Genomic DNA, 20,894 nt, shown 5'->3' with positions numbered 1-20,894 from the left:
AATCATTCAATATGTAGCGCTTACTAAATTATTCGCCATAAAATTTTATAATTGGATCACTCATTGTTTTACCTAAGTCATATTTAAGTAATAACCGGTGTTTTTACATAAGAAGACTTCGGGTATTTTTTAGTTTGATTAGCTCTGATATACCTATAAAGAATATGCTAAGGTAAGAATAGTAAAAATTCACATAGATGAGGTATAATAATGATGTTTTTATATATTACAGATAACTTGACACAAAATGAGTTTTTTTCGATTTTTCAAGTTATCTAATGCAATTATATTGATATCATTAGGAGCTGCATTGTTATGAATCCAACATTGATTACTAAGAAAGAATTACTAAAAAAATTAGATATTTCTACTGGTGTATTAGCTGATTTAATTAGAAATGGCATGCCAAAAGAGGGAGAAATGTTTAATCTTGATAAGATTATTACATGGCGAGAAAATTGGTCTAAAAACATATTAGGTGAGTTAGAAGTTGGTAGAGTATATACTAACAAAGAAATTTCAGAGAAGTTTAAATGTTCCAAACAGGGTGGAATGAGAAGATCTCATCAAACTAATACTCTTGTACTGTTTAGTGATCAAACAGGAAGTAATGTTTATAAAGATAAGTGGTTAAATGGTATTTTACAATATACCGGTATGGGACTAAAAGGGGATCAAGTATTGGATAAGAATCAAAATAAAGTTTTAGCCAATTCAAAAAGTAATTTTGTAAAGATTCATTTATTTGAAACATTTAAACCAAAAGAACACACGTATCTGGGAGAAGTATATTTAGCAGGACAAATATATACTGTTAATGAAAAAGATAGTTCGGGCAACAGCAGAAAAGTATATAAATTTCCATTAGCTTTAATAAATCAAGAGCAATTGATTGAAGATAAAGATATATATGCAATTGATTGAAGATAAAGATATATATAACCAGGAAGAAAATCAAACTAGACATATTCGTAATTTATCTGATGCTAAATTAGAGGAAGAAGCAAGAAAAGTTAGTAATTATAATAAAAAAATGGCTGCAAAATATGTTAACGAAGAGGAGTTTTGCTTCTCAAAAACAAAAATATATAAACGTAATCCCTTCGTATCTGAATATGTTAAACGACTTGCAAAAGGTATTTGTCAACTTTGCCAAGAAAAAGGGCCATTTATAAAAGAAGGTGTACCTTATTTACATTGTCATCATATAGAATATTTGTCGCAAGGTGGAAAAGATGTGATTGAAAACTGTATCGCGTTATGTCCCAATTGTCATGCTAGAATTCATGAACTTGAGTTACCTGACGATAAAGAAAAATTGCTGAAGATCGTTGAAAAAAGAGAAAATAGCTTTTCTAAAATACCGTAATTTATTTTTATAGGACAAATAAGCTAATGTGAGCTATGCCTTCTATATAAGACTAAGTTCTATTATAAGTAACGAAGTAATTCTCGTTCCTTCCTGTAGTAATATTTTTTAAATAACCTATAGGCTTCTTCAAAAGTACATCCTCCAGTAAATTCTAAGTACTGGAGGATTCTTTTTCTAGTGTTGCTTTACTCATGAAAAAGTAGTTGTCTACTTCATCAAAATTTCTGAACTTTTTTAATGTATAATAAAGAGCTCGATCATTTACTACAAGGATGCTAGCTCCTACATTTTCACAGTTTTTTAGCAAGTAAATTTTTCTAAAATCACATCAGGAAATGCATGAGATTCTTTAAGAGAGGCAATTATAGGGCTATGATTACGGTTCGTGTAAGTGACGCCAAAAAAGAATGGCTTTCTTATATAGCTGAATTTTATGGGATTACTTTATCTGAACTTCTAAAAAACTATTCGATGGAACAACTAGAAGATGAATACAATCGTCAAACGGCTGAAATTGCCCATAAACATTGGATAAGAAGTGGGAAAACAACAGTATTCATGGAAGAATCCTTAATGAATTTGGTGGGCTGGAATGACCTGCCGTTTAAAATTCACGCCCGAAATTCAGAAGCAGCTCTGATTGGCAAATACGTGTATTGGTAGAGATAGAAGATAATCAATTCGTTGTTATCGCTATTCAAGTAGGGCACCGAAGAAATGTCTATGATTAAGAGACTGTTTATTTTTACAAAAAAATAATAATTGGAATCTAGTTAAAACTCTTGAAGTGAGAGATTTGACTAGATTTTTTTATGAATAAAATAAGGACAAAATTGTTTAGGAAGAATCATGAGTGTAAAAAAATCATCCAAGAAGTCGATTCTTGGATTTTTTAGTGGATTTGTTCGCCAAATACGTTTAGTATGCGTATATGAGAGGTTGTAAGCAAAGCGTTGTGGTCTGAGCACTTAAGGAGGAATCTGTGAAAATAGCTTTTCATATTTTTGCAGATTTTGACTTAATGCCGAAGGTCAGCTTTGCGATTACCGTTTATCGAGAGGCTGTAAAAGCACCGTGTAGCTCCGATGACAATAAGCAAGCATTTTTAGAGCTAGGTTTCCTTGATTCTAAATATGCGGCTTATTTCAATGAGTTGGTGCTTGAACGCGATTTTAAGAAGGTCGAAAACAGGCACGACTTTTCGACGTAAGGAGAAAGAATTTCAATGATAGAAACAATAAATCCCGCAGAAAACAAGGTTTCTGCGTACATTCATATCCCATTTTGCGAGCATATCTGCTATTACTGTGACTTTAATAAAGTTTTTTTAGAAGGGCAGCCAGTAGATGAGTATGTGGAAATGCTGCTGAATGAAATGAGATTAATGCTGGAAAGTCATCCTACAGCGAATTTGGAAACACTTTATGTAGGAGGCGGAACACCAACTTCTTTATCTGCTAAACAACTTGATCGACTATTATCAGGTGCTAGAGAGATCCTGCCTTTTCAAAATGGTAATGAGTTTACTGTAGAAGCGAATCCTGGTGATTTGACCCGTGAAAAACTTCAAGTGATGAAAAACTATGGCGTCAATCGTTTATCCATGGGAGTGCAGACATTTGACAATCGCTTATTGAAAAAAATTGGACGTAAACATACTGCAGAAGATGTGTATCAAACAATGCAATTTTTAGAAGCAGAAAATTTTACCAATGTAAGCATCGATTTGATTTATGCATTACCGGGACAAACACTAGAAGGATATCGGGATACTTTGGAAAAAGCTTTGGCTTTGGATCTGCCTCACTATTCTTTGTACTCATTGATCCTCGAAAACAAAACAATGTTCATGAACTGGGTACGACAAGGAAGACTCGAACTGCCTGATCAGGAAACGGAAACCAGAATGTTTGAAGAGACGATTGAAGCAATGGAAAAGCATGGACGTCACCAATATGAAATAAGTAACTTTGGGCTCTCCGGACATGAATCTCAACATAACCTCATGTACTGGAACAATGACCACTATTTTGGGTTTGGAGCTGGTGCTAGCGGTTATCTTGGAGATATTCGTTACCGCAACAAAGGACCGATCCAACACTATTTACGCCCATTACGAGCAAATGAACGCCCGGTATTGGAAGAAGAAAAATTGACACGAAAAAATCAAATAGAAGAAGAAATGTTCTTAGGACTAAGAAAAAAAACAGGGATTACTAAAAAACATTTCTATGATCGCTATCAAAAAACAATTGAATCGGTGTACGGTGATGTGCTAAGGGAATTAGAGCAAGAAGGGTTACTTGTTAATGAAGAAGACCGTGTTTATTTGACACCAAGAGGGACTTTTTTGGGGAACAATGTGTTTGAGCGCTTTTTATTTGAAAAATAGTTTGAAGAATATTTGTTTTTTATCGAAACTTGAAAAGAAAAAGTTTAGAAAGTTTGACAATGAGGTATTGAAGTATTGATATAACTGGATTTACATCAATTATTTAGAATTAGCACTCTTGTGTTTAGAGTGCTAAAAAATGGAGTCTTTCTCTTGACAGGAGAAGGGCTTCTTGCTATATTTATAAGTGAATTAGCACTTAGAATATATGAGTGCTAATGAGAGGTGAGGAAGATGTTAACAAAGCGACAAAACGACATTTTACGTCTGATCATCCAACACTATACGAGTAGTGGCGTGCCCGTTGGTTCCAAAACATTAATGTCTGAGGGAGTCAAGGCCAGCTCAGCAACGATTCGCAATGATATGAAAGCATTAGAAGATGAAGGATTGCTGTTGAAGACTCACTCTTCTTCTGGGCGGATTCCATCTGCTTTAGGCTATCGTTATTACGTGGATCATTTGTTAAAACCTGCTCGCGTAGCAGAAGATGATTTGCTGCTGATTCGTCAGTCTCTAGGCAGAGAATTTCATGAAATCAATGAGATTATTAAGCAATCTGCTGAGATATTATCTGAGCTGACAAGCTATACGACTTTTTCATTGGGACCTGAAATAAAAGACCGCCGACTGACTGGCTTTCGTATCGTACCCTTGAATAATCGACAGATTATTGCTATCGTCGTAACAGATATGGGGAATGTAGAAAGCCAAGTGTTCACTCTTCCCGAATATATGGGAAGTCAGGAACTAGAAAAAATGGTACAGATTGTAAACGACCGTCTAGTCGGAGATCCTCTGATGACGGTGTACCATAAACTTCGTACGGAGATTCCGATGATTCTTCATAAATATTTCCAGACGACAGAAGGGATGTCTCAGTTATTTGACACCGTTCTTGGTCATGTTTTTGAAGAAAAGGTTTATGTCAGTGGACAAATGAATCTCTTGGATTATGAGCCCCGTCAAGATCTTGATCAGTTCAAATCGATGTTTTCTTTTATGAAAGACTCAGACGGACTTACACAAATGATCACTCCGATGGATAGCAATATTCATATCAAGATTGGTGCTGAATTAGGCAATGATTTATTGCAGAATATGAGTATGATTCAAGCAAGTTACGAGATAGATGGTCATGGAAGAGGTACAATAGCCTTGTTAGGGCCTACTAGTATGCCTTATTCTCGGATGTTCGGTCTAGTCGATGTTTATCGAAGAGAACTAGCAGCTAAACTTGCTGATTATTACCGCTCGCTTGACTTGTCAAACTCGTAATGTGAATAACGAAGCTATTTGCAGCTGATCGTTCTCTCTTTCTTAGTAAGAGCAATCAAACAGCTGACTGAATAATGAAAGGAAGACTGTATCGTGAAAGAAAATCAAGAAGAACTAGATAAAGAAATGACAGATGCTCAGCCAGAACCGGAAATCGATGTCGAAGCTGCAGAAGATTCGGGTATTTCAGAAGCTGAAGCGGAAGAATTCGAAACAGCGAAATTAAAAGCTGAGTTAGAAGAAATGGAAGATAGATACTTGCGGGCTCGTGCTGAAATCGCAAATATGGCAAATCGAGGAAAAAATGAGCGTGAGCAATTACAAAAATACCGTTCGCAAGATTTAGCCAAAAAATTACTTCCATCAATTGACAACCTGGAACGTGCATTAGCCACAGAAGTGTCAGATGATCAAGGGGCAGGTTTGAAAAAAGGCGTGGAAATGGTCTTGGAAAGTTTGCGTAACGCACTGGAAGAAGAAGGAATTGAAAAAATCCCTGCTAAAGGAGAAGCCTTTGATCCTAATCTTCATCAAGCAGTACAAACTGTTCCAGCGACTGAAGATACACCAGCCGATACGATTGTAGAAGTACTACAAGAAGGCTACAAATTACATGATCGCGTGTTAAGACCAACTATGGTCATTGTTGCACAATAATTGTGCGGATATAAAACTTACACTTTCAATTAAAGAAGGAGACGTTAATTATGAGTAAAATTATCGGTATTGACTTAGGTACGACTAACTCTGCAGTAGCAGTATTGGAAGGAAACGAAGCAAAAATCATCGCTAACCCAGAAGGAAACCGTACAACACCTTCTGTTGTATCATTCAAAAATGGAGAAATCCAAGTAGGGGAAGTTGCAAAACGTCAAGCTGTGACAAACCCAAATACGATTTCATCAATCAAACGCCATATCGGTGAAGCAGGTTACAAAGTAGATGTAGAAGGTAAATCATATACACCACAAGAAATCTCAGCAATGATCCTTCAATATATCAAAGGATTCGCAGAAGACTATTTAGGTGAAAAAGTCGAAAAAGCAGTTATCACTGTGCCAGCTTACTTTAATGATGCACAACGTCAAGCAACAAAAGATGCTGGTAAGATCGCTGGTCTAGAAGTAGAACGTATCGTCAATGAACCAACTGCAGCTGCTCTTGCCTATGGTTTAGATAAAACAGATCGCGACGAAAAAATCTTAGTATTCGACCTTGGTGGCGGTACTTTTGACGTATCTATCCTTGAACTAGGAGACGGTGTCTTTGATGTATTGTCAACAGCTGGCGACAACCATCTAGGTGGGGACGACTTTGATAACAAAATCATCGACTACATGGTAGCAGAATTCAAAAAAGAAAACAGCATTGACTTGTCTCAAGACAAAATGGCTTTACAACGCTTGAAAGACGCTGCTGAAAAAGCGAAAAAAGATTTATCTGGCGTATCAAGCACACAAATCAGCTTGCCATTTATCACAGCAGGAGAATCTGGACCATTGCATTTGGAAATGACATTGACACGTGCAAAATTTGATGAATTAACAGCTGACTTAGTAGAACGTACAAAAGTACCAGTACGTCAAGCGTTAAAAGATGCAGGTCTGTCACAATCAGAAATCGACGAAGTTATTTTAGTCGGTGGATCTACTCGTATCCCTGCAGTTGTAGAAGCAGTACGTAAAGAAACAGGAAAAGAACCAAACAAATCAGTTAACCCTGATGAAGTAGTTGCTATGGGTGCTGCTATCCAAGGTGGCGTGATCACTGGTGATGTGAAAGATGTTGTTTTACTTGACGTTACACCATTGTCATTAGGTATCGAAACAATGGGTGGAGTGTTCACTAAATTGATTGACCGCAATACAACGATTCCAACAAGTAAATCACAAGTATTCTCAACTGCGGCAGATAATCAACCAGCAGTAGACATCCATGTATTACAAGGTGAACGCCCAATGGCTGCTGACAACAAAACTCTAGGAAGATTCCAATTGACAGATATTCCAGCAGCTCCTCGTGGTATTCCACAAATCGAAGTAACATTCGATATTGATAAAAACGGGATTGTAAATGTATCTGCGAAAGATCTAGGTACACAAAAAGAACAAAAAATCACGATCAAATCTTCTTCAGGTCTAACAGACGAAGAAATCGAACGTATGGTGAAAGATGCAGAAGCAAACGCTGAAGCAGATAAAGCTCGTAAAGAGGAAGTTGACCTACGTAATGATGTAGACGCATTGCTATTCTCTGTGGACAAAACATTGAAAGAATTAGAAGGCAAAGTGGACGAAGAAGAAGTGAAAAAAGCAGAAACAGCTCGTGACGAATTAAAAGCCGCTGTTGAAGCAAACAACATCGAGGAAATGAAAACTAAACGCGATGCATTGAACGAAATCGTTCAAAACTTGACTGTTAAACTATACGAACAAGCTGCACAACAACAAGCTCAAGAAAATCCAGAAGCAGCTCAAGGCGGAGCAGATGATGTCGTTGATGCTGATTTTGAAGAAGTCGATGGCGACGATAAATAATCAGTTCACTGAATTTCGAGAGAAGGCCAAAGTTGCTACTTTGGCTTTTTCTTTTGAAAAATAGTTTGAAGTATCGGTTTTTGTTTCAAACAAAATATGATATGATAACAAGCGACGTGAAAATGATGAGAACCAATAGGAGGAAAGCCTATGGCAACAAAACGTGATTATTATGAAGTCTTAGGGCTCTCAAAAGGAGCATCAGAAGATGAAATAAAGAAAGCTTATCGTAAGCTTTCGAAAAAATACCATCCTGACATCAATAAAGAACCTGATGCGGAAGAAAAATTCAAAGAAGTATCAGAAGCATATGAGATTTTAAGTGACCCGCAAAAACGCGCTGCATACGACCAATACGGGCATGCAGGCACAGATCCAAATTACGGTGCTGGTGGAGCTGGTGGCGGATTTGGTGGATTCGGCGGCTTCTCTGGTGGCGGCTTCGGTGGTTTTGAAGATATCTTCGACTCTTTCTTTGGAGGAGGCGGTCGGTCAGTCGATCCAAATGCGCCTCGTCAAGGTGCTGATTTGCAATATACGGTCGACTTGTCTTTTGAAGAAGCGATTTTTGGTGTAGAAAAAGAAATCAAGTATAATCGGGAAGAAATCTGTCATACTTGTGGTGGAAACGGTGCAAAACCAGGCACACAACCAACTACTTGTCATAAATGTCATGGTGCAGGTACGATCAATGTAGAACGCCAAACGCCACTTGGACGAGTGATGAGCCGTCAAACTTGTGATGTTTGTCATGGCACAGGGAAAGAAATCAAAGAACCTTGTCCAACCTGTCATGGCTCAGGGCATGAGAAGAAAGCACATTCAGTTAAAGTGAATGTACCAGCTGGTGTAGAAGAAGGACAACAAATGCGTTTAGCTGGTCAAGGAGAAGCTGGAGAAAACGGCGGACCATTTGGTGATTTGTATGTGGTCTTTCGTGTAGAAGAAAGTGATATCTTTGATCGTGAAGGTTCTGAAATTTACTATGAATTGCCTTTAAGTTTTGTACAAGCAGCTTTGGGGGATGAAGTCCAAGTACCAACTGTCCATGGAGATGTGAAATTGAAGATCCCTGCTGGAACACAGACAGGTACGAACTTCCGTTTACGTGGAAAAGGCGCTCCGAAGTTACGTGGTGGTGCAACAGGCGACCAACATGTCAAAGTAAAACTGATCACACCGAAAAATCTAAATGAACAACAAAGAGAAGCATTACGTGCATTCGCTGAAGCTGGCGGCATCAAAGTTGAAGAACAGCAAGAAGACGGTTTCTTCGATAAGTTTAAAGATGCTTTTGGCGGGAAAAAGCGGAAGTAGTTTTTCTAGTAAAAATATAAAGTAGACTTGCCCAAATTTTCTATTTCTAGTAAAAACGCTAAGTCATTAATAATTAAAAACCAGACGAACAATCATACGTTCGCCTGGTTTTTTTTGTAGTTGTCATGTTTGTACCAACAAAAAAGCCAGCTTTAGAATAAGATAATCATCATAGTTTCTGAAGGTGGTATCGACTATGTACTTGATATCGTCAATGAACCGATGGTACTTTCTTATGCGATGGAACAGGTAGAGCGATTGCTTGTTTGTGCAGGAGAACAAGCGATGCGGCTGGTACAGTTAAGTGAAAAAACAAGAAACTAAAAATGCCCGGTCGTCATGAAGCAACCGGGCATTTTTGGTTTTTATTAAATATTCAATACTTTATTCAAGAAATCTTTTGTCCGTTCATTTTGCGGATTTTCAAAGATTTGTTGAGGCGTTCCGTCTTCTAAAAAGTTTCCGTCGTCAATGAACATGACACGATTGGCCACTTCTTTAGCGAAGCCCATTTCGTGCGTAACGATAACCATCGTCATACCTTGTTCTGCTAACTTTTTCATGACGTTCAAGACATCACCGACCATTTCGGGGTCGAGTGCAGATGTAGGCTCATCAAAAAGCATGATGTCAGGGTTCATCGCTAGAGCACGAGCAATAGCCACACGCTGTTTTTGTCCACCAGAAAGCATTTCAGGATACATATCTTTTTTATCTTCTAGACCAACTGTCTGCAGTAATTTGATTGCTTTTTTCTCTGCTTCTTCTCTAGATTCTTTCTTCAGGTCCATCGGTGCTAAAATGATGTTTTCCAAAATAGAAAGATGAGGGAATAGGTTAAAGTGCTGGAATACCATTCCGATATGTTGTCTCACCAAGTTGATATCTGTGCTTTTATCCATCAAGTGGGCGCCGTCAATAATAATTTCACCGTCAGAAGGTTCTTCTAAACGATTCAAGCAACGCAAAAATGTACTTTTTCCTGAACCTGAAGGGCCAATGATACAGACGACATCTCCTTCGTTGATGGATACATTGATGTCGTTTAATACTGTGTTATCGCCGTATTTTTTGACTAAATGCTCAACTAAGATTTTTTCTGCCATCTTACTTCACCTTCTTTTCTAAAACTTTTGCTAATTTTGTCAATGCTGTGATCAAAATCAAGTACATGATCGCAATGATCAAGTAAACATACGTACTTTGTGTTGTACGTGCAACAATGATCTTACCAGTTTGCAGCAATTCGACTACACCGATTGCGGAAATGATCGTTGTGTCTTTTAATGAGATAACGAACTGATTGACGAATGATGGGATCATGATGCGTATTGCTTGTGGCAAAATGATTTTTTGCATTGTCCGATTATAAGAAAGACCTAAACTTCTGGAAGCTTCCATTTGTCCGACAGGAACGGCGTTGATCCCGCCTCGAACAATCTCTGCGATATAAGCACTTGCGTTAAGAGTCAAGGTGATAACACCAGCAAGGAAGTCAGGAATCGTAAATCCAACGATACCAGGCAACCCAAAGAAAATAAAGAACGCAAGAACCATCATTGGAATTCCTCGGATGATATCGACATAAATACTAGCAATTGTGCGAAGAGCGCGTATTGGTGCTACACTGAATAATCCAAAAATCACACCGATTACTATAGCCAAAGCAAAGGAGATCAAAGTTAGGAGAATTGTTCTCCAAAGTCCTTTCAACAATGCTTGATAGTTGTTTTGGATAAGTCCAAGAAATGTTGATTCATCAGCAGTGGAAGACTCACTAGAAGTTTCTGAACCATCCGCTACATATTCTTTGATAATCTTATCGTATTCGCCTGTTCTTTTTAATTCTTTCAATCCTTCATTGAACATATTAAGAAGCTCAGGATTTTGTCCTTTTTTAACGGCAAATGCATATTTTCCGCCAGATTCTTTTTCGATCGGTGTTTCCAATTCTTGTCCTTGTTTGATCGCATAACCGATTACCGGATAATCATCCATCATTGCATCGATTGCGCCAACTTTTAACCCGTCGTACAATTGATCAGCAGCATCAAAATATTTGATAGAATAGCCATATTCAGATTCATGGTCGCTTAAAAATTCAGCACTTTCGGTACCAACTTTTGCTCCGACTGTTTTTCCTTTCAAATCTTCATAAGACTTGATCGAAGTATCTCCTTTTTTGACAGCTAATTGGATCCCGCTATCAAAGTAAGAATCAGAAAAATCATAGCTTTTCTTTCGTTCATCTGTTACAGTCATTCCGGCAATCATTCCGTCTGCTTGTCCTGATTCCAAAGCTTGCAAAGCAGCAGAGAAACCACGGTAGTCCATTCGGATGTTAAATCCTTGCAGTTTGGCGATGTTTTCCATCAATTTTACATCGATGCCTTCGTACTCGCCCTTTGCGTTTTGAAATTCAAATGGAGCAAAAGCAGAGTCACTGGCAATTACGTATACGTCTTTTTTGGGCTCTATTTTTTGCATTGTCTCGCTTGTGCTTGACTCTGCCGTTGTAGTGTTGTCAGCTTGTGCAACATGACCAAACGCAAGTGTCACAAGTCCTGTCATTAAGAAAACAAATGAGTGAAATAAATGCTTTCTTTTCATAATCAACCTCCTAAATTTCCAATATTTTATTATTATAGGCGAAAAGTGCTGAATCAGACAAGACTGTAAGCTCGAAAAAATGAAAAAAATGCGAGTTTCTAACATTTTATGTTATAAAACGTAACATGTATAATAAGATAAAAAAGTGGCGAAAGTATGTTCGGTGTGGTATAATTTTTTAGTAAGGAATGCCTTTGCTTTCCTTTTCTTTTTATTGGTCGTAAAATGAAAAGGAATGAATGAAAAGGAGGACGAAGAATGATTGAGAGAGATACCTCCCGACACTTTGAGCTTGTCTCGAAATACCAACCGGCTGGTGATCAGCCTGAAGCGATTAACCAATTAGTGGATGGCGTAGTCGGCGGGAAAAAAGCACAAATCTTATTAGGTGCGACTGGAACAGGGAAAACATATACGATTTCCAATCTTATTGAGAAAGTGAATAAACCAACACTGATTATTGCTCATAATAAAACATTGGCTGGTCAGCTGTACGGGGAATTCAAGGAATTTTTCCCTAACAATGCTGTTGAATATTTTGTTTCTTATTATGATTATTATCAGCCTGAAGCTTATGTGCCTTCAAGCGATACGTATATCGAAAAAGATTCAAGTGTAAATGATGAGATCGACAAATTACGACATTCGGCTACTAGTTCATTATTAGAAAGAAATGATGTGATCGTCATTGCATCCGTTTCATGTATTTTTGGATTAGGTTCGCCTTTTGAGTACCAAAAACAAGTAGTTTCGATTCGACAGGGAGCAGAACTAGATCGCAATCAGTTGATTCGTGACTTAGTCAGTATCCAATTCGAAAGAAATGATATAGATTTTCAGCGCGGTCGTTTTCGAGTGCGCGGTGATGTCGTGGAGATTTTTCCGGCTTCAAGAGATGAACGTGCCTTACGTGTGGAGTTTTTTGGAGATGAGGTCGAACGTATCCGAGAAGTCAATGCACTGACAGGTGAAGTTTTAGGAGAAACGGAACACGTGGCAATCTTCCCGGCGACTCACTTTGTGACGAATGATGAACATATGGAGCATGCCGTAGCGAATATCAAAGCGGAATTAGAACAGCGTTTAACTGTCTTGCGAAATGAAAACAAACTTCTGGAAGCTCAACGTTTAGAACAGCGAACCAATTACGATATTGAAATGATGTTAGAAATGGGCTACACGTCGGGAATTGAAAATTATTCTCGGCATATGGACGGACGTAAAGAAGGTGAACCGCCTTATACGCTATTGGATTTCTTTCCTGAAGATTTTTTGATCGTGGCGGACGAATCGCACGTAACCATGCCTCAAATCAGAGGAATGTATAATGGTGACCGAGCGAGAAAACAGATGCTAGTAGATTACGGTTTCCGTTTGCCATCTGCTTTAGACAATCGGCCACTTCGGTTAGAAGAGTTTGAAAAACATGTCAATCAGATCATTTATGTCTCTGCGACGCCAGGACCATATGAACATGAACAAACAGATACCGTTATCCAACAAATCATCCGTCCGACAGGGCTGCTTGACCCAGTGATCGAAGTTCGTCCAATCATGGGACAAATCGATGATCTAGTAGGCGAAATAAATGAACGAGTCGAAAAAGACCAGCGGGTGTTTGTAACGACATTGACGAAAAAAATGGCAGAAGACCTCACAGATTATTTCAAAGAATTAGGGATCAAAGTCAAATATTTGCATAGTGATATCAAAACGCTGGAACGAACAGAAATCATTCGAGATCTTCGATTAGGTGAATTTGATGTGTTAGTTGGAATCAATTTGCTTCGTGAAGGATTAGACGTACCTGAAGTTTCCCTTGTTGCTATCTTGGATGCGGATAAAGAAGGCTTTTTACGTAGTGAACGTTCCTTAGTCCAAACGATTGGACGAGCTGCTCGGAATGAAGAAGGTAAAGTAATCATGTACGCAGACAAAGTAACAGATTCTATGCGTCTAGCGATGGATGAAACATCAAGACGCCGTACGATTCAGCAGAAGTACAATGAAGAACATGGGATCGTTCCAAAAACGATCATTAAAGAAATCCGAGATTTGATTTCTATTACGAAAGAATCGGAAGATGATACAAAAGAAGCGGTACAAGTCTCGTATGAAGAAATGACGAAAGAAGAAAAAGATACGTTATTGATGAAATTAGAAAAAGAAATGAAAGATGCGGCGAAAGCATTGGATTTTGAAACAGCCGCTAATGTGCGAGATATGATTTTAGAATTAAAAGCTTCAAAGTAGGAGGACAACATGGCTAACGATAAAATTACGATTCACGGTGCACGTGCCCATAACTTGAAAAATATAGATGTAACGATTCCACGAGATAAATTCGTGGTCGTTACAGGTTTGTCCGGTTCTGGAAAAAGTTCCCTAGCATTTGATACGCTGTACGCTGAAGGGCAGCGGAGATACGTAGAGAGCCTTTCTGCTTATGCTCGTCAGTTTTTAGGACAAATGGATAAGCCGGACGTAGATAGCATCGACGGATTGAGTCCGGCGATTTCTATTGATCAGAAAACAACAAGTAAAAATCCTCGGTCGACAGTAGGTACTGTGACGGAAATCAATGACTATTTACGCTTGTTGTTTGCACGTGTAGGACATCCGATTTGTCCCAACGATCATATCGAGATTACCAGTCAATCAGTAGATCAAATGGCAGATCAAGTAATGGCTTTGCCTGAGCGCACAAAGATCCAAGTGTTGGCACCGATCGTGGTAAAGAAAAAAGGACAACATAAAAAAATATTCGAACGAATCCAAAAAGAGGGATACGTCCGCGTTCGAGTCGATGGTGAGATCTATGATTTAAGTGAAGTGCCTGAGCTGGAGAAAAACAAAAAACATGATATCGCGATCGTCATCGACCGGATCATTGTGAAAGAAGGGATTCGTTCTCGTCTATTTGATTCTTTAGAGGCGGCCCTGCGATTGGCAGACGGCTATGCTCTGGTTGACGTGATCGGTGAAGAAGAAATGTTGTTTAGCGAACACTATGCCTGTCCTTATTGCGGATTTACTGTTGGCGAACTAGAACCAAGACTGTTCTCATTCAATGCGCCTTTTGGAGCTTGTCCAGACTGTGATGGTTTAGGTGTCAAATTAGAAGTCGATCAAGATTTAGTGATTCCAGATAGAACGAAGACACTTAGTCAAGGTGCTATCGTTCCATGGAATCCAATCAGCTCTCAGTATTATCCTCAAATGTTAGCGCAGGCTTGTGAAAGTTTCGGTATCGATTTAGATACACCATTCGAAGAATTACCGGAAGAGCATCAGGAGATCATCTTGAATGGGACAGATGATCTTTTCCATTTCCATTATGAAAATGATTTTGGTGGCGTTCGCGATGTAGAAACGACTTTCGAAGGGGTATTGAAGAATATCGAGCGTCGTTATCATGATACGAACAGTGATTTCACGCGTGAGCAAATGCGTCTTTATATGACAGAATTAACTTGTCAGACATGTAAAGGTTATCGATTGAATCCCCAAGCTCTATCTGTTCAAATCAATGGAACGAATATCGGGCAAACAAATGAGTTGTCTATTCAAAAAGCAGTAGATTTCTTCTCAAACTTAACGTTATCTGAACAAGAGAAAGTAATTGCCAAACCGATTTTAAAAGAAGTAAATGACAGACTTTCATTCTTGGAAAATGTGGGGCTAGACTATCTAACTTTGAGTCGCGCTTCCGGAACATTATCTGGGGGAGAAGCGCAGCGAATCAGATTGGCTACGCAAATTGGATCGAATCTTTCTGGAGTTTTGTATATTTTAGATGAACCATCGATCGGATTGCATCAACGCGACAACGATCGACTAATTGGCTCATTAAAGAAAATGCGTGATCTTGGCAACACCCTCGTTGTAGTCGAACATGATGAAGATACGATGTGGGCAGCAGATTATCTGATTGACGTCGGACCTGGGGCCGGAGAACAAGGCGGACAAATCGTGGCTGCAGGCACTCCTGAAGAAGTAGCTAATGATGAAAATTCTTTGACAGGGAAATATCTTTCAGGGAAAAAATCAATACCTGTACCAAAAGAACGCCGTAAAGGTAATGGGAAAGCAATCAAGATCACTGGTGCTTCAGAAAACAATCTGAAAAATATTAGTGTTGAATTTCCATTAGGAGAATTTGTAGCAGTCACAGGTGTGTCTGGTTCTGGAAAGAGTACATTGGTCAATAGTATCTTAAAGAAATCGTTAGCGCAAAAATTAAATAAGAATTCTGCTAAGCCAGGTAAATTCAAGACAATTTCCGGCTACGAAAGTATCGAAAAGGTCATCGATATTGATCAAAGCCCAATCGGCCGGACGCCGAGAAGTAATCCAGCGACTTATACAAGTGTATTTGATGATATCCGTGGGTTATTTGCTCAAACGAACGAGGCAAAAATGCGGGGTTATAAGAAAGGGCGTTTTAGTTTCAACGTAAAAGGCGGTCGTTGTGAAGCTTGTCGCGGGGATGGAATTATTAAGATCGAAATGCACTTTTTGCCTGATGTCTATGTTCCTTGTGAAGTATGTCATGGCAAACGATATAACTCTGAAACATTAGAAGTGCATTACAAAAGAAAAAGCATTGCTGATATTTTGGAAATGACAGTAGAAGATGCTGTAGAATTCTTCAAGCACATTCCAAAGATTCATCGCAAACTGCAAACGATTGTTGATGTTGGCTTAGGTTATGTGACGATGGGGCAACCAGCAACGACATTGTCCGGTGGTGAGGCACAACGGATGAAACTTGCCAGTGAATTGCACAAAATCTCTAATGGAAAGAATTTCTATATACTAGATGAACCAACGACAGGACTTCATAGCGATGACATCGCCCGCTTGTTGCATGTATTACAAAGATTAGTAGATGCTGGTAACACAGTTTTAGTGATTGAACACAATCTAGATGTAATCAAAACAGCAGATTATATCATTGATTTAGGACCAGAAGGTGGAGAAGGTGGAGGAACGATCCTTGCGACTGGAACACCAGAAGAAATCATTAACGTAAAAGAAAGTTATACAGGTCACTATTTGAAAAAAATAATGGTATAAAGAGGATAGATAGCTGAGATAGTTAAAAAAACATAAAAAAATGAATTTTTGCTTGTTTTATTAATATCAGTGTTCTAGAATCATTACATGGTAGTTCTTTCTACACTGATTGGTATAGATAAAAACTTCCTATAAGTTCAATCCGTTCAAAAAAGAATTGAGCAATCGGAGGAGTTTCCTTTGATTGCTTTTTTCTTTATGGTATGATATTCCTTGTGTAGTTGGAAAAGAAAAACAAGAGATTATGAGTAAGTGAGAGATAATGATGAACAGTATTGAAAATGAAGAATTTATCCCTATATTATTAGGAAGCGACATGAACGTTTATGGTATGGCACGTTCTTTTAATGAAGCATACGGCAAAATCTGCCAAGCATATGCTTCGGATCAGTTAGCCCCTACCCGCTACAGTAAAATTGTCAATGTAGAAGTTATTCCAGGATTTGATAAAGACCCTGTATTTATCGAGACGATGCTTCGTTTGGCAAAAGAAAGATATTCTGATAAGAGTAAAAAATATCTTTTGATTGCTTGTGGTGATGGATATGCAGAATTGATCTCCCAACATAAACAAGAGCTGTCAGAATATTTTATCTGTCCATATATTGATTATTCTTTATTTGAAAGACTGATCAATAAAGTAAGCTTTTATGAAGTTTGTGAAGAATATGATCTTCCGTATCCTAAAACATTGATCGTCAGAGAAGAAATGTTAGTAAATGGACATTTGGAACAGGAATTGCCTTTTGAATTCCCAGTTGCTTTGAAACCTGCAAACAGTGTGGAGTATCTTTCTGTCCAATTTGAAGGAAGAAAAAAAGCTTTTATTTTAGAGACTAGAGAAGAGTTCGATTTAATTTTAGGCCGGATATACGAAGCCGGTTATAAAAGTGAAATGATTGTACAAGATTTTATCCCGGGTGATGATAGTAATATGCGTGTGCTAAATGCGTATGTAGATGAAGATCATCAAGTTCGGATGATGTGTCTTGGTCATCCACTGTTAGAAGATCCTACACCAGCATCGATTGGTAATTACGTTGTGATCATGCCAGATTATAACGAAAAAATCTATCAAACCATTAAGGCATTTTTGGAAAAAATCGAATATACAGGCTTTGCCAATTTCGATATGAAGTATGATCCTAGAGATGGAGAATATAAATTATTTGAAATCAATTTGAGACAAGGTCGTAGCAGTTTCTTTGTGACATTGAACGGCTTGAATCTGGCTCGTTTCGTCACAGAAGATCGAGTGTTTAACAAACCCTTTGTTGAAACGACCTATGGAACGAATCAATCAGATAAAGCAAGATTATGGATGGGTGTGCCCAAAAAAATCTTTTTAGAATATGCTCGGGAAAATGAAGACAAAAAACTAGCTGAGCAAATGATCAAAGAAAATCGTTACGGTACTACTGTGTTTTATGAAAAAGACCGGTCAATCAAGCGCTGGTTGTTGATGAAATATATGTTCCATAACTATATTCCAAGATTCAAAAAGTATTTTCATGTGAAAGAAGGCTAGTTCATGGAGAATTTTTTCAGTATTTTAGGCGGAATGGGCACGATGGCGACAGAAAGTTTTGTTCGCTTGATCAACCACCGAACGAAAGCTACAAAAGATCAAGAATATTTGAATTATGTCTTATTCAATCATGCAACAGTTCCTGATCGTACAGCTTATATTTTAGATCGATCAGAAGAAAATCCAATGCCGTTTCTGCTGGATGATATTGAGAAACAAAATTTATTGCAGCCGAACTTCATTGTGTTGACTTGTAACACCGCACACTACTTTTTTGAAGAATTACAAGCGGCAACGGATATTCCTATCCTTCATATGCCAAGAGAAGCAGCAAATGAACTTGTCCGTCAGCATACGACAGGGAGAGTAGCGATTCTAGGAACAGAAGGAAGTATGAAAGCTGGAATCTATGAACGCGAAGTCAAAAATCTTGGATTCGAAACAGTGATTCCTGATACTGTTCTTCAAGAAAAAATCAATTATCTGATCTATCATGAGATCAAGGAATCGGATTATTTGAATCAAGAGCTATATTACGAAATCTTAGAAGAAGCGGTAGAGCGCCTAAACTGTGAAAAAGTCATCTTAGGTTGCACAGAATTGTCATTGATGCATGAATTTGCTGAAGATAACCATTATCCAGTGATCGATGCCCAATCTATTTTAGCAGATCGGACGATTGAACGAGCGCTAGCTGAAAGAAGCAAGGCATTGGATACAGCATCGGAAAAGTAAAAAAATTGGATTTGGGGCAAATATCCTAAAAGATATTTGGTCCAAATCTTTTTGTAAAAGAAAAAGAAAACTGGTAATGATACGCCCGGAATGATATAATTTTACTATGCACAATGTGAGAGGAGTTCGTAATTATGACAGATAATTTGCAATTAGTCATCATAACAGGTATGAGCGGTGCAGGGAAAACAGTAGCTATCCAAAGTTTTGAAGATATGGGCTATTTTTGTATCGATAATATGCCGCCTCGATTGATTCCAAAATTCTGGGAATTAATCAAAGAATCAGGCAAAGTCACAAAAATGGCTTTAGGAGTGGATTTACGTTCTCGTTCCTTCTTTGAAGAAATCCAAAACATGCTGATCGAAATCGAAAATACGAACTTCATCGACACTTCTATCTTATTTTTAGATGCTTCAGACGAAGAACTAGTGGCTCGCTACAAAGAAACAAGACGAGCACATCCAATGGCGATGGACGGTTTGATCACTGAAGGGATACGTAAAGAACGGGCGATACTAGACGACTTGAAAGCCCAAGCTTCCGTGATCATTGATACGACGACATTGACACCACGACAATTACGTGAAAAAATCAATGAGTCATTCAAATCAAAGGGAGACCAAGGATTTCGGATCGAATTTGTATCATTTGGTTTTAAATACGGGTTGCCGATCGATTCGGATATTGTGATGGATGTGCGTTTTTTGCCCAACCCTCATTATATCCCGGAACTAAGACCATTGACCGGAAAAGATCAGCCAGTCTATGATTATGTGATGTCCTTTGATGAAACGCAATCATTCTACCATAAATTTTTGGATCTTCTGGAAACTGTATTGCCTGGATACATTAAAGAAGGAAAAAGCAGCTTGACAGTTGCAATCGGCTGTACAGGCGGTCAACACCGTTCTGTGGCATTGACTGAACGTTTGGCAAATGCTTTAGGGAAAAACTATAAAGTCAATGTGACACATCGGGACAAGGATAAAAGGAAAGAGACGGTGAACCGGTCGTGAAAATGAAAACCTACCGGATAAGAAAACCAAAGATCGTAGTGGTCGGCGGTGGCACTGGTCTGCCAGTTATCCTGAAAAGTTTGCGAAATCAAGGAGCAGATATCACAGCAGTAGTGACTGTTGCAGATGATGGGGGAAGCAGCGGTGCAATCAGAGAATCGATCGCTATGGCTCCTCCTGGTGACTTGAGAAATGTCTTAGTGGCGTTATCGGATATGCCACAATTCTATGAAGATATTTTCCAATACCGTTTCAAAAAGGAAGATCAGTTTTTAGCCAATCATACGATCGGTAATCTGATCATTGCCGCAGTTTCCGAGATGCGGGGAAGCACTTATGAGGCGATTCAATTATTAGCAAAAATGATGCATGTAGATGGACATGTTTATCCTTCTTCAGAAACTCCTTTGACCTTGCATGCTGTCTTTAAAGACGGAACGACTGCAGTAGGAGAATCTAAAATCGCGATCGACCGTAAAACCATTGACCGTGTGTATGTCTGCAACACAAATGATAAAAGTGAAGCCAAAGCGGCTCGAAAAGTCGTTTCAGCAATTATGGACGCCGACATGGTCGTTTTGGGACCCGGAAGTTTATTCACCAGTATCCTTCCAAATTTAGTGATACCAGAAATCGGCGAAGCAATGCTCAAGACAACTGCTGAAACCGTCTATATCTGTAATATCATGACCCAAAAAGGGGAAACGGAACATTTCACAGATGCCGATCATATACGTGTTTTACACAAGCATTTGAATCAGCCTTTTATCGATACAGTATTGGTCAATACGGAAAAAGTGCCTGAAGATTATATGGACCCAGAGATCTATGATGAGTATCTAGTACAAGTCGCACACGACTTCAACGGATTGAGAAATGAAGGATGTCGAGTGATTTCCACCGACTTTTTGGAATTGAAAGATGGGGGTGTCTTCCACGATGGAGACAAAGTAGTAGAAGAATTGTTCCGTTTAGTTTTCGGTTCAAAATATTAAGCAATTTATTGTTGGAGAAAGGAGGAGAATAG

The 20,894-nt window shown here is 38.5% G+C and carries 17 protein-coding genes and 1 pseudogene; 16 read left to right on the top strand and 2 right to left on the bottom strand.

Translation table 11 applies throughout. The features are described 5' to 3' along the window. Positions 1-315: 315 nt before the first annotated feature. From OS138_RS04640 to dnaJ, 10 genes and pseudogenes are all read left to right on the top strand, one after another. The gene (locus tag OS138_RS04640; protein WP_002294459.1) at positions 316-924 is read left to right on the top strand and encodes a hypothetical protein; all 609 of its coding nucleotides are present in this window, start codon (positions 316-318) and stop codon (positions 922-924) included. Further along, complete coding sequence (locus OS138_RS04635; protein ID WP_369598449.1) at positions 917-1,369, top strand: HNH endonuclease; 453 nt, start codon at positions 917-919, stop codon at positions 1,367-1,369. The genes OS138_RS04640 and OS138_RS04635 overlap by 8 nt, the downstream gene beginning before the upstream one ends. Positions 1,370-1,711: 342 nt before the next feature. Beyond that, positions 1,712-2,035: a type II toxin-antitoxin system RelB family antitoxin gene (relB, locus tag OS138_RS04630; RefSeq protein ID WP_002333063.1), complete on the top strand. Its 324-nt coding sequence runs from the start codon at positions 1,712-1,714 to the stop codon at positions 2,033-2,035. Further along, positions 2,023-2,103: pseudogene (locus tag OS138_RS12750) on the top strand (type II toxin-antitoxin system RelE family toxin); the annotation flags it as partial. The gene relB and the pseudogene OS138_RS12750, both read left to right, overlap by 13 nt. A gap of 251 nt (positions 2,104-2,354) precedes the next feature. Next, the gene (locus OS138_RS04625; protein WP_002300943.1) at positions 2,355-2,582 is read left to right on the top strand and encodes an adenosine deaminase; all 228 of its coding nucleotides are present in this window, start codon (positions 2,355-2,357) and stop codon (positions 2,580-2,582) included. A gap of 15 nt (positions 2,583-2,597) precedes the next feature. Next, positions 2,598-3,764, top strand: coding sequence for a radical SAM family heme chaperone HemW (gene hemW / locus OS138_RS04620; RefSeq protein ID WP_002300945.1), 1,167 nt, complete (start codon positions 2,598-2,600; stop codon positions 3,762-3,764). Positions 3,765-3,998: 234 nt separating this feature from the next. Further along, positions 3,999-5,042, top strand: coding sequence for a heat-inducible transcriptional repressor HrcA (gene hrcA, locus OS138_RS04615; protein WP_002294449.1), 1,044 nt, complete (start codon positions 3,999-4,001; stop codon positions 5,040-5,042). A gap of 93 nt (positions 5,043-5,135) precedes the next feature. After that, positions 5,136-5,699 carry a nucleotide exchange factor GrpE gene (grpE, locus tag OS138_RS04610; protein ID WP_002294448.1) on the top strand — a complete coding sequence of 188 codons (564 nt, stop codon included), beginning with the start codon at positions 5,136-5,138 and terminating at the stop codon, positions 5,697-5,699. A gap of 50 nt (positions 5,700-5,749) precedes the next feature. Then, a complete protein-coding gene (dnaK, locus tag OS138_RS04605) occupies positions 5,750-7,579 on the top strand; it encodes a molecular chaperone DnaK (RefSeq protein WP_002292134.1) in 1,830 nt (609 codons plus the stop codon). Positions 7,580-7,729: 150 nt separating this feature from the next. After that, positions 7,730-8,896 carry a molecular chaperone DnaJ gene (gene dnaJ, locus OS138_RS04600; protein ID WP_002289374.1) on the top strand — a complete coding sequence of 389 codons (1,167 nt, stop codon included), beginning with the start codon at positions 7,730-7,732 and terminating at the stop codon, positions 8,894-8,896. A gap of 368 nt (positions 8,897-9,264) precedes the next feature. Here the strand turns inward: dnaJ and OS138_RS04595 are convergent, their stop codons facing one another. Both OS138_RS04595 and OS138_RS04590 read right to left on the bottom strand, forming a co-directional pair. Further along, positions 9,265-10,002, bottom strand: coding sequence for an amino acid ABC transporter ATP-binding protein (locus tag OS138_RS04595; RefSeq protein ID WP_002292113.1), 738 nt, complete (start codon positions 10,000-10,002; stop codon positions 9,265-9,267). Between the two features lies 1 nt (position 10,003). Then, complete coding sequence (locus tag OS138_RS04590) at positions 10,004-11,506, bottom strand: amino acid ABC transporter substrate-binding protein/permease (protein WP_002294446.1); 1,503 nt, start codon at positions 11,504-11,506, stop codon at positions 10,004-10,006. Between the two features lie 258 nt (positions 11,507-11,764). Between OS138_RS04590 and uvrB the strand changes: the two genes are divergently transcribed. The 6 genes from uvrB (at position 11,765) to OS138_RS04560 (ending at position 20,862) form a co-directional block, all read left to right on the top strand. Then, complete coding sequence (gene uvrB, locus OS138_RS04585; protein ID WP_002294444.1) at positions 11,765-13,759, top strand: excinuclease ABC subunit UvrB; 1,995 nt, start codon at positions 11,765-11,767, stop codon at positions 13,757-13,759. A gap of 9 nt (positions 13,760-13,768) precedes the next feature. After that, the gene (gene uvrA, locus OS138_RS04580; RefSeq protein ID WP_002300375.1) at positions 13,769-16,585 is read left to right on the top strand and encodes an excinuclease ABC subunit UvrA; all 2,817 of its coding nucleotides are present in this window, start codon (positions 13,769-13,771) and stop codon (positions 16,583-16,585) included. Positions 16,586-16,847: 262 nt separating this feature from the next. Then, on the top strand, positions 16,848-18,113 hold the full coding sequence (locus tag OS138_RS04575; RefSeq protein WP_002294441.1) for a D-aspartate ligase: 1,266 nt from the start codon (positions 16,848-16,850) through the stop codon (positions 18,111-18,113). 3 nt (positions 18,114-18,116) lie between these two features. Further along, entirely contained in the window at positions 18,117-18,848 is a 732-nt protein-coding gene (locus OS138_RS04570; RefSeq protein WP_002294440.1) for an aspartate racemase, read from the top strand. 134 nt (positions 18,849-18,982) lie between these two features. Continuing rightward, complete coding sequence (gene rapZ, locus OS138_RS04565) at positions 18,983-19,867, top strand: RNase adapter RapZ (protein WP_002289695.1); 885 nt, start codon at positions 18,983-18,985, stop codon at positions 19,865-19,867. Continuing rightward, positions 19,864-20,862 (top strand): gluconeogenesis factor YvcK family protein, encoded by a 999-nt coding sequence (locus OS138_RS04560; RefSeq protein ID WP_002306471.1) that lies wholly within the window; start codon positions 19,864-19,866, stop codon positions 20,860-20,862. The genes rapZ and OS138_RS04560 overlap by 4 nt, the downstream gene beginning before the upstream one ends. The last annotated feature ends 32 nt before the right edge of the window (positions 20,863-20,894 follow it).

The organism is Enterococcus sp. E5-37, from assembly GCF_035726925.1.
In the GTDB taxonomy this organism is placed as follows: Bacteria; Bacillota; Bacilli; order Lactobacillales; family Enterococcaceae; genus Enterococcus_B; species Enterococcus_B faecium.
This window is presented reverse-complemented; position numbering and strand designations above follow the sequence as displayed.

Coding starts and splice junctions, on each gene's coding strand:
- OS138_RS04640 (WP_002294459.1), top strand. CDS start 316: ATGAATCCAACATTGATTACTAAGAAAGAATTACTAAAAAAATTAGAT.
- relB (WP_002333063.1), top strand. CDS start 1,712: ATGAGATTCTTTAAGAGAGGCAATTATAGGGCTATGATTACGGTTCGT.
- hemW (WP_002300945.1), top strand. CDS start 2,598: ATGATAGAAACAATAAATCCCGCAGAAAACAAGGTTTCTGCGTACATT.
- hrcA (WP_002294449.1), top strand. CDS start 3,999: ATGTTAACAAAGCGACAAAACGACATTTTACGTCTGATCATCCAACAC.
- dnaK (WP_002292134.1), top strand. CDS start 5,750: ATGAGTAAAATTATCGGTATTGACTTAGGTACGACTAACTCTGCAGTA.
- dnaJ (WP_002289374.1), top strand. CDS start 7,730: ATGGCAACAAAACGTGATTATTATGAAGTCTTAGGGCTCTCAAAAGGA.
- OS138_RS04595 (WP_002292113.1), bottom strand. CDS start 10,002: ATGGCAGAAAAAATCTTAGTTGAGCATTTAGTCAAAAAATACGGCGAT.
- OS138_RS04590 (WP_002294446.1), bottom strand. CDS start 11,506: ATGAAAAGAAAGCATTTATTTCACTCATTTGTTTTCTTAATGACAGGA.
- uvrB (WP_002294444.1), top strand. CDS start 11,765: ATGATTGAGAGAGATACCTCCCGACACTTTGAGCTTGTCTCGAAATAC.
- uvrA (WP_002300375.1), top strand. CDS start 13,769: ATGGCTAACGATAAAATTACGATTCACGGTGCACGTGCCCATAACTTG.
- OS138_RS04575 (WP_002294441.1), top strand. CDS start 16,848: ATGATGAACAGTATTGAAAATGAAGAATTTATCCCTATATTATTAGGA.
- OS138_RS04570 (WP_002294440.1), top strand. CDS start 18,117: ATGGAGAATTTTTTCAGTATTTTAGGCGGAATGGGCACGATGGCGACA.
- rapZ (WP_002289695.1), top strand. CDS start 18,983: ATGACAGATAATTTGCAATTAGTCATCATAACAGGTATGAGCGGTGCA.